General features: G+C 50.7%; 12 protein-coding genes and 2 pseudogenes. 8 read left to right on the top strand and 6 right to left on the bottom strand.

Translation table 11 applies throughout. The features are described 5' to 3' along the window. Positions 1 to 30: 30 nt before the first annotated feature. Positions 31 to 370 (bottom strand): annotated as a pseudogene (locus tag ACHHZ6_RS19175) (IS3 family transposase); the annotation flags it as partial. Between the two features lie 230 nt (positions 371 to 600). On the opposite strand from ACHHZ6_RS19175, the gene ACHHZ6_RS19170 reads away from it, so the two are divergent. From ACHHZ6_RS19170 to ACHHZ6_RS19160, 3 genes are all read left to right on the top strand, one after another. Then, positions 601 to 1044: a hypothetical protein gene (locus ACHHZ6_RS19170; protein ID WP_395122892.1), complete on the top strand. Its 444-nt coding sequence runs from the start codon at positions 601 to 603 to the stop codon at positions 1042 to 1044. A gap of 132 nt (positions 1045 to 1176) precedes the next feature. Then, positions 1177 to 2076, top strand: a complete 900-nt coding sequence (locus ACHHZ6_RS19165) for a DMT family transporter (protein WP_395122891.1) — start codon at positions 1177 to 1179, stop codon at positions 2074 to 2076. 1 nt (position 2077) lies between these two features. Then, positions 2078 to 3121 carry a GlxA family transcriptional regulator gene (locus tag ACHHZ6_RS19160; RefSeq protein ID WP_395122890.1) on the top strand — a complete coding sequence of 348 codons (1044 nt, stop codon included), beginning with the start codon at positions 2078 to 2080 and terminating at the stop codon, positions 3119 to 3121. 45 nt (positions 3122 to 3166) lie between these two features. On the opposite strand, the gene ACHHZ6_RS19155 is transcribed toward ACHHZ6_RS19160, so the two are convergent. Then, positions 3167 to 3670: a PACE efflux transporter gene (locus ACHHZ6_RS19155; RefSeq protein ID WP_395122889.1), complete on the bottom strand. Its 504-nt coding sequence runs from the start codon at positions 3668 to 3670 to the stop codon at positions 3167 to 3169. 374 nt (positions 3671 to 4044) lie between these two features. Between ACHHZ6_RS19155 and ACHHZ6_RS19150 the strand changes: the two genes are divergently transcribed. Then, on the top strand, positions 4045 to 4263 hold the full coding sequence (locus ACHHZ6_RS19150) for a YgdI/YgdR family lipoprotein (RefSeq protein WP_395122888.1): 219 nt from the start codon (positions 4045 to 4047) through the stop codon (positions 4261 to 4263). A 101-nt stretch (positions 4264 to 4364) separates the two neighbouring features. Here the strand turns inward: ACHHZ6_RS19150 and ACHHZ6_RS19145 are convergent. Beyond that, positions 4365 to 4525: pseudogene (locus ACHHZ6_RS19145) on the bottom strand (IS3 family transposase); the annotation flags it as partial. A 300-nt stretch (positions 4526 to 4825) separates the two neighbouring features. Here ACHHZ6_RS19145 and ACHHZ6_RS19140 point away from each other — a divergent pair. The 3 genes from ACHHZ6_RS19140 to ACHHZ6_RS19130 are packed head-to-tail and all read left to right on the top strand — an operon-like array spanning position 4826 to position 7981. Next, the gene (locus ACHHZ6_RS19140; protein ID WP_395122887.1) at positions 4826 to 7465 is read left to right on the top strand and encodes a YdbH family protein; all 2640 of its coding nucleotides are present in this window, start codon (positions 4826 to 4828) and stop codon (positions 7463 to 7465) included. Then, entirely contained in the window at positions 7462 to 7653 is a 192-nt protein-coding gene (locus ACHHZ6_RS19135; RefSeq protein WP_182271324.1) for a YnbE family lipoprotein, read from the top strand. Before ACHHZ6_RS19140 ends, ACHHZ6_RS19135 begins: the two co-directional genes overlap by 4 nt. A 7-nt stretch (positions 7654 to 7660) precedes the next feature. After that, positions 7661 to 7981 (top strand): YdbL family protein, encoded by a 321-nt coding sequence (locus ACHHZ6_RS19130; protein ID WP_395122886.1) that lies wholly within the window; start codon positions 7661 to 7663, stop codon positions 7979 to 7981. Here ACHHZ6_RS19130 and feaR read toward each other — a convergent pair whose 3' ends face one another. Then, on the bottom strand, positions 7982 to 8890 hold the full coding sequence (gene feaR, locus ACHHZ6_RS19125) for a transcriptional regulator FeaR (protein WP_182918479.1): 909 nt from the start codon (positions 8888 to 8890) through the stop codon (positions 7982 to 7984). A 241-nt stretch (positions 8891 to 9131) separates the two neighbouring features. Here feaR and ACHHZ6_RS19120 point away from each other — a divergent pair, with 241 nt between their 5' ends. Then, positions 9132 to 10631: an aldehyde dehydrogenase family protein gene (locus tag ACHHZ6_RS19120; RefSeq protein WP_182918478.1), complete on the top strand. Its 1500-nt coding sequence runs from the start codon at positions 9132 to 9134 to the stop codon at positions 10629 to 10631. A 39-nt stretch (positions 10632 to 10670) separates the two neighbouring features. Here ACHHZ6_RS19120 and ACHHZ6_RS19115 read toward each other — a convergent pair whose 3' ends face one another. Both ACHHZ6_RS19115 and ACHHZ6_RS19110 read right to left on the bottom strand, forming a co-directional pair. Beyond that, complete coding sequence (locus tag ACHHZ6_RS19115) at positions 10671 to 11777, bottom strand: GGDEF domain-containing protein (RefSeq protein ID WP_182271328.1); 1107 nt, start codon at positions 11775 to 11777, stop codon at positions 10671 to 10673. Between the two features lie 305 nt (positions 11778 to 12082). Beyond that, positions 12083 to 12273, bottom strand: a 191-nt coding sequence (locus ACHHZ6_RS19110; RefSeq protein ID WP_395122885.1) for a hypothetical protein, incomplete at its 5' end; no start/stop codon positions are given.

Below are 12273 nucleotides of genomic sequence, written 5' to 3'. Positions count from 1 at the left end.
CGTTACCAGGCGTTTATCCGGAGCACCAGGCTTGAATTGTCGCAGGAGTCTGTTCACTCCGCACTGCCGCCCACTATTTCGCAGATCCAAATGGATCCTGCGATAACCATAAATGCATCCCGATTCCAGACTGCACTGTTTGATCTGTTTTGTCAGTTTCAGAACTGCCTGATGTCGTGGTGAATGCGGCTGCTGAAGCCGAGCGTAAACCCACTCGGATGAACGTCCAGAACCCGACAAAGCAGACGAACAGGCCAACTGTGGGCGGTGATACTTAGATATGTTGCAATGCTGGAAACTGATGACCACGATCAACAACTTGTTTGACTGCTTCAACTTTAAATTCTTCGGGATAACGTTTACCGCTCATGGGCTCCACTTTTTAAGCCATTTTAAATGACTCTGAGGTACCTGTTAAACACGTGGTGATTCATAAGACTGAATTTTGGACACACCACATTGCGGCTAAGCGGTTGTCGTGGTCGGGAATGAGTCAAAATAATTCAACACGTTGTCCGTGTCGTTCAATCACACCTGCCAGTAGATGGTAAAATTACATATGTCATTTAATCTGGTAATGAAATTCCTCACGGAGAAAACATGAAGTTATACTCGAAAGTCTTAGTGGTAACACTTTGTCTGATAAGTACAATTGCGCACGCTGCTAAAAAAGATGATGATTACAAAAAAAATTATGATGATTTTTATGTCGGTGCTGTCAGAACTGAATCAGGTGTAATGTGGTATCATGATAAGTCGTATTATTATGATGAATTTAAACTGAATATTTCCAACACTGGCAGTAGCAGTGGTTTTCTTCCTCACAAAACATGCTTTGTACTTTTTGATGGTAACAGCGATCGTAAGGTTATCGCAAATGGTGCCGATGGCAACCTGTTTAAAAAATATCAACCATATGAAACAAAGACTGGCGCTGTCATATTCAGAAACGAACACAAAGAAACTCTTTCCGGATTAAGTCTTATTAAGCTGTCTCAAACTGAGTGTGATTCAATCAGTTCTAATTTTATCAGGCAACCCTGACTCCTTTTTGCCATCAGCCGCTACTGTTCCCGGTTGAGGGGGGCATCAGGCGGCGTGGTTGATTAATCTGACCCTATGTCTTTCCTATCATAGGGGAGGATATTTTTACATTACGTCATAGTTAAATTTAAAATGCGAAAAAAAATAGATCTGAAGGTATTCTTTACCATGATACTAATTTGTAGTATCTGGGGAGGGCAGCAAGTGGCCATAAAATTACTTGAATCAAATATAACTGCATCTATGCAGATCGGATTAAGATCTGGTGTGGCCGCATTAATGGTCTTTCTTCTTCTCAATAAGAAGGACTGCATACTTCGCAGACTTGCTGATCCCAGGTTGCTGCCCGCAGCCATGATGACCGGGGGACTTTTCGCACTTGAGTTTTTTATGGTTACCGCAGCAATAACCAGGACACAGACTTCGCATATTTCGCTTTTTTTATATACCGCACCAGTCATCACAGCAGTCGGACTTCACTTCCTTATTCCGGAAGAGAAATTAAACAAATATCAGTGGGCTGGAGTTTCATGCTCAGTAGCAGGCACTGCTCTTGCTTTAGGGATAGGCTCTTCGAATCTGGACTGGTCTCTCTCAGGCGATCTTTTTGCTATAATTGCAGGCCTGGGATGGGGGGTTAGCACAATAATTATACGGTGTACCATGTTATCAACCATACCGGCCTCCTGCACACTTTTCTACCAGTTAGCTATTGCATCGATAGCGCTTTGTACCTATGCCCTGATTTGCGAGCCGTTTAATATTGTACTGGACACCACAGCTGTGCTTAACTTGTCTTGTCAGACGATTGTCGTTTCGTTTATTAGTTATCTGGTATGGTTTAGTCTGTTAAGACAGTATCAGGCAGCATCGTTAAGTTCGTTAATCCTGATGACACCAGTATTAGGGATATTTGCCGGTAATCTTATTTTAGGGGAAGTGATGACATCTCGTTTCATTACAGGTGCATCGTTACTTTTGCTGGGGTTATTATTCACTGTGCTATGTGGAAAGTTACAGGTGAAAGCTTGAAATGAAAAATTCATCTTCTGCGGTACCCTATGATTTTATTAATGATATAGATCAGCTGCATACGGCTTTATCATCAGGTGTACCCGAACTGCGGGTTGGTATATTGCTTTGGCCTGAATTTCCCTTGATGGCTCTGGCAGGTCTGGTTGACGCCTTGCGACATGCGGCTGACAATGGTGACGACAGTTATAAGAAACGCTGCTCCTGGCATATTATGGGCGATTGTGGCACGGATGTGATTGTTTCAAGTTCAGGTGTATCCGTAAATACAGACGTATGCTATCTGGATCCCGAACAATTTGATTATATAGTGGTTATTGGCGGGTTGCTCAGAAGTCTGCATAAAGGCTCCAGCCAGGCCAGGCGGTATATTAATACAGCCTGGCACGCTGGCAAAAAACTCGTGGGGATATGCACCGGCAGTTTTGTGCTTGCCGAAGAAGGTTTGTTGGCCGGGCAGCAGGCTGCTGTGCATCCCTATCATCTGGAAGATTTTTGCAGGCGTTTCCCTGATGTCAGGGCAGTTACCGGATGCAACTATGTTGACAGTAAAAGCATAATGACCTGTCCAGGGGGAATATCAACAATATCTGCTGCGGTTGAACTTATCAGAAGACACTGTGGTCCAGACAGGGCGACAAAAGCTATTCATCAGATGGCCGTACCCAACAGACTGGAACAAAATACCGTCAGCATTTCACAGGCCCTTGGGTTCACCCGCGTATCAGATCCTCGTTTGCGTAAAGCTGTATTTCTGGTTGAGGAATACCTGGTTAAATCAATTAGTACTGAATGGTTATCAGAGCAGGTGAACCTGAGTTCAAGACAGCTGTGCCGATTGTTCAAATCAGAATTTAACCAGACACCTACTGAATTTATCAGGCACTGCCGTCTGAAATACGGTAAATGGCTTTTACGTAACTCGGGTGAAAGTATTACAGAAATCGCTTTACGTACTGGCTTTAGTGACTGCGCGCATTTCAGCAGAACGTTCCATAACGAATATGGATACACTCCGGGGCAATGTCGACTCGGCACATCATAATGTGAATTGCTATATTCATATTGTATTAATAGTAATATGGGTATGTCACATTTTCTTTTTTATTGGATTTTGGAGCGGTAAATCCCCCGCTTTTTTTTGTCCATAAAATATCCAGCGAAGCTGGTCATAACTCCAGTTATAGAGCAAGGTATAGGGCAGGAAAAACAGTACCAGGCCAATCTCAACAAAAAAGGCATCGAGTAATGGCAAGCCTAACAGCAGCATTGCCACCGGTGTTAGTGTGACTATCAGCCCCATCTCAAACGTCACAGCATGTAGCGTCCGTATCATAAAACTACGCTCAAATGTGTAGTGTTTCTGCAACTCGTCGAACATTTTGTTAAAGATGTAGTTCCAGACCATGGCAGTTAGCGCGGATACCAGTGACAGCAGGCCAGACTGCATCAGCGAAACCTTAAGCACCCAGAAGAGAAAAAACGCAATTATGACATTGGCAAGCAGTTCGAAAAGTATTGCATGAAAGATACGCTCGCGGACGCTCTTATTGAGTTCAACTTTCATCCGCATCAGATCAGCATCTTTTGGCATTTCGTCATTATCTCCAAATAAAGTGGGTATATTGTCAATTAAGTTAAATTATAAAGTTTAAATGGATATTAAATGGTTGCTCATAAAGCTGAGGTGCTTGAAAGGTTTGTTATTAAACTAAAGCTGTTTGTTGGCAAAGTGTAATGATGTTGAAATCAACAATGGGATCATTTTCAGCTTTATAGCTAATAGTGTCGATTCATGATTCTACACCTGTCGGGTAAAATGAATTTTTAAATGAAACGACAACAAAATAACTTTAAGGAAAGTTTTTATGCTGGTTTTGTTGACGTGAATTGACGTTGTTTATAATATTTCATATGTTTTTCGAAGAATGCTTTTATAAAAATGATACTTCCAGTTTCGAGGTTAAAATGAAACATTACAAAATTTCACTGGTTTCTTTAGCAATGGTTTTTATGGCGGTTGGATGTTCAAGTGATTATGTCATATCAAGCAATGACGGTCATATGATATCGACACATGGTAAACCGAAAATAGATAAAGATACTGGCTTGATCTCTTATAATGATGCAGATGGCGGTGTTCATCAAATTCATCAATCCGACGTAAAAGAAATTGTTGAGAAGTAGTTTCTTTAGAGATTGAATTATTATTCAGATCAGATTTCTTTATCGACGTTAGCTCCCCGCCTGATTGAACGGCTCCCCGAAAGTTGGACTGCGATTTGCCAGGCGGCTAACTGAATCTGAGCCCGGTATTCTACCGGGCTCAGGCCTTTTAATCCTGAACGGATTCGCTCGTGGTTGTGGTAATCCCTTTGCGTGACATGCTTTGAACGACCCCGTTTGACGGCAAAACATTCTGATAATGTTTCATCTGGTACGGCAGCCCTGACATGAATGCAAAGACGATACGCAAAAAAGCGCATTTTGGGGCGATAACCAGGAATCCTGGTGTATAAATTGGGGCTGATAATTTGCTACTATTCTGCGCGATTAGCCACTCGCGATGATTTTCAACGCATTGAATAATAAATAAATTATTGAGATAGCTAAAAATAAAAAATTCACCGCATAGTGTGAGAGCATCTATCCTTAAAACGGTCACTCACTTCAACTGAATGACTAAACATGCGACAATGATCGGCACTGTCGGCTTAATTATTTCGCTAAATCAGGATATTAACTGCCCATGAAGGGTAAATATAAAGCCGCAATCGCGCTTTTACTGCTGTTGATTTTGTTGCCGCTGACGCTGCTGATGACGCTCGCGCAGTGGGTACCGACGCTAGCCGGGATCTGGCTGCCTGTCGGGACACGTATCGCTTTTGAAAAAAGCCCCAGACTGACGCGTCACGCCATTACGATCCCCGATCTTCGCTATCTGGTTGAGGATTGCGAAATGGCTCGCGTAGAAAACGCGACGCTGTCACATCCCAGCCGCTGGAACATTGATATTGGTGCGCTTGAGCTTAATTCGGCGTGTCTCAGCAAGCTGCCTGCCACTGCGCCATCCACGGTGGCACCCAAAACGCTGGCGCAGTGGCAGGCTGTATTGCCGAATACCTGGCTCACCATTCACCGCCTGACGCTTTCCCCCTGGCAACAGTGGCAGGGAGAACTCCACGCATCGCTGACTCCCGCTATTCAGGAGCTCACCTATAAAGGTGAGCAGGTGAGCATCAAGGGAAAACTGCGTGGCCAGACGCTGACCATCAGCCAACTGGACGCTCTGTTGCCGGATTACCCGCAGCCTGTGAAACTGGTGGGTGAGTTTACGTTACCACTGGTTCCGGACGGCGTGCCGGTGAAAGGCCATGCGCTCGCCACCTTTAGCGTGCCACAGTTAACGTCTCTGGTTGATGCCGATCTGAACTGGGAAGAAAACCAGGGGCAACTGGTGGTCATGGCGCGTGATAACCCCGATCCGCTGCTCGACCTGCCGTGGCAAATTACGGCGGAACAGCTGAATATCAGTGACGGGCGCTGGAACTGGAACCTGTCAGGCATGCCGATGAGTGGGCGAATGGGTATGCGGATCGACAACTGGCAACAAGGGCTGGAGAAAGCCACAATTGCCGGACGCCTGAACGTGCTCACCCACGGCGATGCAGGGAAAGGGAACGCGGTACTGAATATTGGGCCGGGCAAGCTCAGTATGGAAAACAGTGACATGCCGCTCCATCTGAGCGGTGAAGCCAAACAAAACGATTTTGTCCTCTATGCCAAGCTCCCGGCAAAACTGACCGGAAGCCTGAACGATCCGCAGCTCACTTTTGAACCCGGCGCACTGCTGCGTTCGCGTGGCCGCGTCATTAACTCCCTCAATATTGATGAAATCCGCTGGCCGCTGGCGGGCGTGAAGCTGGCGCAGAAAGGCGTGGATGGTCGCCTGCAGGCCATTTTGCGGGCGCATGAAAATGAAATGGGTGATTTTGAGCTGCATCTGGACGGCCAGGCCAACGATTTTTTACCGGACAGCGGTCTGTGGCAGTGGCGCTACTGGGGCAAAGGGAACTTCACGCCGATGAACGCGCGCTGGGATGTGGCTGGTAAAGGGGAATGGCGCGATACAGCGATCTCGCTGACGGATCTGTCGACGGGGTTCGACAAACTTCAGTATGAAACAATGCTGGTCAGCAAACCGCGTCTGGTGCTGGATAAACCGATCCGCTGGCTACGCGATCCCGCGAAACCGGCATTCAGTGGCGCACTGTCGTTAAATGCCGGGCAAACCACGTTCTCAGGGGGGAGTGTGTTGCCAGCGTCGGTGCTGACCTTCAGCGTTGACGGTTCCGACCCGACGCTGTTCCAGTTCAAAGGCGACCTCCATGCCGATAAAATCGGCCCGGTTCAGATGAATGGTCGCTGGGATGGTGAACGTCTTCGCGGGCAAGCGTGGTGGCCGAAGCAGTCTCTCACCGTTTTCCAGTCGTTGATCCCACCGGACTGGAAAATGACGCTGCGTGAAGGTGAACTCTATGCGCAGGTCGCGTTTTCTGCGGCTGCCGATCAAGGTTTTGAGGCGGGCGGGCACGGGGTACTGAAATCCGGTAGCGCCTGGATGCCTGATAACCAAATCAACGGCGTCGACTTCGTTCTGCCGTTCCGGTTTAGCAAGGGCACCTGGTCGCTGGGAACGCGTGGCCCGGTTACGTTGCGCATTGGCGAAGTGGAAAACCTGGTGACCGCGCGGAATATCACGGCGGATCTCCAGGGGAACTATCCCTGGAGTGAGGAAAACCCGCTGTTGCTCACCAACGTGAAGGTTGAAGCGCTCGGCGGGAAAATCACCATGCAACAACTGAGAATGCCGCAGCACGATCCCGCACTTCTACGTGTTGACAATATCTCCTCCAGCGAACTGATTAGCGCCGTCAATCCGAAGCAGTTTGCCGTGTCAGGTCCGGTGAGCGGTGCGCTACCGTTCTGGCTGGAGAATGAAAAATGGATCATCAAAGATGGCTGGTTGACCAACCCGGGGCCAATGACGCTGCGTATTGATAAAGATACGGCTGATGCGATTGTGAACGATAATATGGTAGCGGGCGCGGCAATCAACTGGCTCCGCTATATGGAAATCTCACGTTCGTGGACGAGAATCAATTTAGATAATCTGGGCGAATTAACCATGCAGGCCACCATCAAGGGGACGAGCCGGGTAGAGGGTAAAAGCAGCTCCGTGAACCTGAACTACACCCATGACGAGAATGTCTTTACCCTCTGGCGCAGCTTGCGTTTTGGGGACAACCTGCAAACCTGGTTTGAGCAACACGCGGCAATACCCAGTACCCGCAGTTCGACTGGCAAGGAAAGTGAGGAACAACAATGAAAAAGATGGCTGGTGTGCTCACCGTTGCTGTGGTCGCGATGCTGACGGGCTGTACGCCGCGCATTGAAGTCGCAGCACCGAAGGAGCCGATTACCATCAACATGAACGTGAAAATCGAACATGAGATCCATATTAAGGTCGATAAAGACGTTGAAACCCTGTTGAAATCACGCAGCGATCTGTTCTGAGGACGCCATGAAACGCACACTAGCTCTCATTTTACTGGCACTGGGGATGAACGTGCAGGCCACCACGCTGACGCTGAACGACGCGCGTGCGCAGGGGCGCGTTGGGGAGACGCTGAGCGGTTATATTGCCCCGATCGCGAAAGATGCAGAAACCCTGGCGCTGGTTAACCGCATCAACGCCGCGCGCACGGAAAACTATCAAAAGTTGGCCGACAGCAACAATTTACCGGTTGATGAAGTGGCAAAAATGGCAGGGCAAAAACTGGTGGAGCGCGCACAGCCGGGCGAATACGTGAAGGGTATTAACGGTAAGTGGCTGAAGAAGTAGTTAGCGGCAACGCTTACGGTACTCGCCGGGCGACACGCCAAAGCGCTGCTTAAACGCCGTTGAGAAATGGCTATGGTCGGCAAACCCCCAGCTGTAGCCAATTCCCGCCAGCTTCTCATCATCGCTGGCGGAGCGCAGCACCTGCGCGCAGAGGTCGAGACGGCGGTTTTTAATATACTGGGCGACCACCAGCCCCTTATCGGCAAACATACGGTACAGGCTGCGCACCGACATTCCGCTCTCTGTGGCAATCCATTCCGGGCGCAGGGCTTCAGACTGAATATGGTCGTCAATCAGTGACAGAACATTCTGGAACTGGCGCTCTTTACGTGGCTGCGTAGACTCACGCTGCTGAAAGGCCGGGCGTAACAGACACACCATCGCTTCCAGCGCCGCTTCACTTTCTATATCGCTCAGGTCGGCATTTCCCATACTCTCCTGCAACAAACGATGGCTTAGCTGTACGGTCGGCAGACTGCGCGACAGCGTGAGTGCGCAGCTGACTTCCTGAAAACGGCACTGTTGCTCAATAATCTGACGAGGAACAAGCAGCGAAATCTGGCGGGATTTTTCCTGCCAGTAGATGGAGCAGGGGCGCGAGGCGTCGAGGAGGGTAATGTCGCCAGTGTTGAGAATGGCACGGCGGTCGTCCTGTTCAATCTCTGCGCTACCGTCGAGCTGAAACACCGTATAGAACCAGGCATCGTTGCCGTTTTTTATCTCCTGACGGGTACGAAACAGGTTTACGCTACCTGCGGTCACGGTGCTTAGCTTCAGGCTGCGGGCATAGCTGGTTTCCAGTTCACCAATGAATTGTCCCTCTAAAGGACGCGCGTCGAAATGCCCGCAAACCTGGTTAATTTGCGCCAGCCACTGCTGATACTTTTCCTGTTCGCTTGCACCCGCCATCGTTTATCTCGCCGCACCGTCAATGTGTTCGTATTGTTGCATTTGTGTTGCATTTTGTCAGAGCTATGAGGCTGACTATAGGAAAGAACACTCACCGGGAACAGCGTTATAAGCCGGAATTATCCCGAATTGCGGAGCCTGTCACAGGTGGCAAAGCGAATGTCACAGAGATAAAAGCAGGAATGCGAAAGCCCTCTTAGACTGCAGTAACACCCTGCGAATAATAACGAAGGAGTACCTTATGTCTGAATCACTGGTAGCCGTACTGCCTGGCGTGCAGCAGTTTCTGGACCGACATCATGGCCTGTGGATTGAAGGCCGTCAGACTGCATCCGACAGCGAAAAACGGTTGAACGTGTTCAACCCGGCCACGGGAGAGGTGATTGCGTCAACCGCAGATGCCAGCGTAGATGATGTTGACCGTGCCGTGATGTCCGGCTGGCGCGCGTTTGTTGGTCGTCGCTGGGCGGGGAAACTCCCGGCAGAACGCGAACGTATCTTGCTGCATTTTGCTGACCTGGTGGAGCAGCACAGCGAAGAGCTGGCGCAGCTGGAAACGCTGGAGCAGGGGAAATCGATTAACATTTCCCGAGCCTTTGAAGTGGGCTGCACCCTGAACTGGATGCGCTATACCGCCGGGCTGACCACCAAAATTGCCGGGAAGACTCTCGATCTCTCTATCCCGTTGCCGCAGGGGGCTCGTTACCAGGCGTGGACGCGCAAAGAGCCGGTGGGTGTCGTCGCCGGGATTGTGCCGTGGAACTTCCCGCTGATGATCGGCATGTGGAAAGTGATGCCTGCGCTGGCCGCTGGCTGTTCCATCGTGATCAAACCTTCGGAGACCACGCCGCTGACCATGCTACGCGTGGCGGAACTGGCAAGCGAAGCGGGCATTCCTGACGGCGTGTTTAACGTGGTGACGGGGAGCGGTGCAGTGTGTGGTGCTGCGCTGACGTCGCATCCGCATATTGCGAAAGTGAGTTTTACCGGTTCAACGGCGACCGGTAAACAGATTGCGCGCACGGCGGCGGATACGCTGACGGGCGTTACCCTGGAGCTGGGCGGTAAAAACCCGGCCATTGTGCTCAAAGATGCCGACCCTGCGTGGGTAATTGAAGGGTTGATGACCGGCAGCTTCCTTAACCAGGGGCAGGTTTGTGCGGCCAGCTCCCGTATTTACATTGAAGCACCGCTGTTTGACACGCTGGTCGGCGGCTTTGAACAGGCGGTGAAATCCCTGAGCGTTGGCCCGGGTATGTCACCCCAGGCGTTTATTAATCCGCTGGTGTCGCGTGCGCACTGCGATAAAGTACAGACCTTCCTTGATGAAGCGAAGTCGCACAACGCGGAGCTTATCAGCGGCAACCGAGGCCCGGATGGCAAGGGGTATTACGTCTCCCCGACGCTGGTGGTAAACCCGGATGCTGCACTGAGGCTGACCCGTGAAGAAGTCTTTGGTCCGGTGGTGAACCTGGTGCGCGTGGCCGATGGTGAAGAAGCACTGGCGCTGGCAAATGACACTGAATACGGGCTGACGGCCAGCGTCTGGACGCAGAATATCAGCAAGGCGCTGGAATATACCGACAGGCTACAGGCGGGTACCGTGTGGGTGAACAGCCATACGCTGATCGACGCCAACCTGCCGTTTGGCGGCATGAAGCAGTCCGGCACCGGGCGCGACTTCGGCCCGGACTGGCTGGATGGATGGTGTGAAACCAAATCGGTTTGTGTGCGCTACTAAAAGCAAAGCCGGGTAAGACGTAGCCGTCACCCGGCATTTTTACAAAGACCAGCGATCCCGCCCGGCATTTTTAGCCTGATAAAGTGCAACATCGGCGCGGGCGATGATCTCGTGGGCGGTAAGTCCCGCCGTCATTCCCGTAATCCCCATGCTGGCGGTAACGTGGTCGCTGACCGTTGAGGCAACGTGTGGAATAGCCGCCATGCGCAGCCCCTCCTGAATACGTGCGGCAACCTGTTCCGCCATGCTCTCCTTGCAGTTGAAGAGGATCACCACAAACTCCTCACCGCCGTAGCGCGATACCACATCATTCGGTGTGCGCACCGTTTGCTTCAGCACGTCCGCAACACGCGCCAGGCATTCGTCTCCTGCCTGGTGGCCGTAAGTGTCGTTGTAGCGTTTGAAATCATCAATATCCAGCATAATCAATGAGAAGGGTTTACCCTGGTCAACCGCATTGTTCAGCACGTTTTCCATTGCCCGGCGGTTGGCGGTTTTGGTCAGCGGATCCTGGTGCGCCAGCGCATCCAGCCGAGAGATCAACAGCTGGTTCTGCTGATTACGCCGCCAGGCTTCATCAAACCAGCTCAGCAGGATAAAACGGCCACAGATGAGGATCAGGGTGAAGACTATCCAGATGGTGGCAAAGCGAATGTTGACCCCGTCATTTAGCATCCAACTGGCAACGGGTAGGGTGAGCCAGAGCGGTAACATGAAGGACAATAATCCTTCCGGGTAGAAATACAGCGCCGTCAGGCCTGCCAGTAGCAGGATGGCACACAGCGGCCAGACGTGGGGAAGTTGCCAGTCGGTGATAAACCAGTAACAGGTTATCGACCAGATTGCACTACAGACGAACAGAACAACGCTGATACCGGCAATGCGCTGCCAGGCCATGATGATTAAGGCGGCTGACAGCATAATGATGCCGAACATTGATGCATCGACAATTCGCGTCAGGTGGAGCGGGATCGGGTAAAGCGTATCGCTGTCCTGAAACAGGACGTTGCGTAGCAGGATCATGAGCGCAAAGCTCACGTTGACAAACGCCAGCCACGGCAGGTTCATTGCCAGTCCGTGAAGTACCATTGCCTGACGCGTCGGCCATGTTGCACGTTCGGGTGGCGAATTTTTTCGTTTTTCCATTGGCGTTGTTTTCCCGTCCAGGGGAGAGATGGGGTAAGCGATGTATCAGTAACTATAATCAGGCTCGATGATTCCTCAAATTTACGGGGAAAAAAACGGGCATCGCGCCTAATGCTTGTCAGTTAAGCATGGTGGATAATTCCGTTCACCTTAATATCCGCAGAAAATAATACGCTCACAACCTGTGAACGGGATAAGGGGGCCACCGCGGCCCCCTTATCAATCCCCGCGGCCCCGCGGAGAAATCGGTGCTTCGCACTGCGCTCACCTCCCGACCGGCTGCCTGCGGTCGGCTCGACTCAAGATTACTCGTCCCATCCCTGGGACTCGCCCCTTCGGGGCCAACGCAAGCGTTGTTCAAAATTGCTTCCGGCAATTTTGTCCTGTCTCGTTTCGCCTCTGGCCGCCATCCCTGGCGTCCAGCCCTTGTCATCCGGTCTCCGGTTCGCCGATTTCAGCGGGGACTCAACACCCGTGCCACATTCAGGCGATGAAG

It is taken from the genome of Enterobacter cloacae complex sp. 2024EL-00214 (genome assembly GCF_043945575.1).
Taxonomy (GTDB): Bacteria; Pseudomonadota; Gammaproteobacteria; order Enterobacterales; family Enterobacteriaceae; genus Enterobacter; species Enterobacter cloacae_P.
The sequence above is the reverse complement of the archived record's forward strand: the minus strand, read 5'-3'. Positions and strand labels throughout refer to the sequence as shown.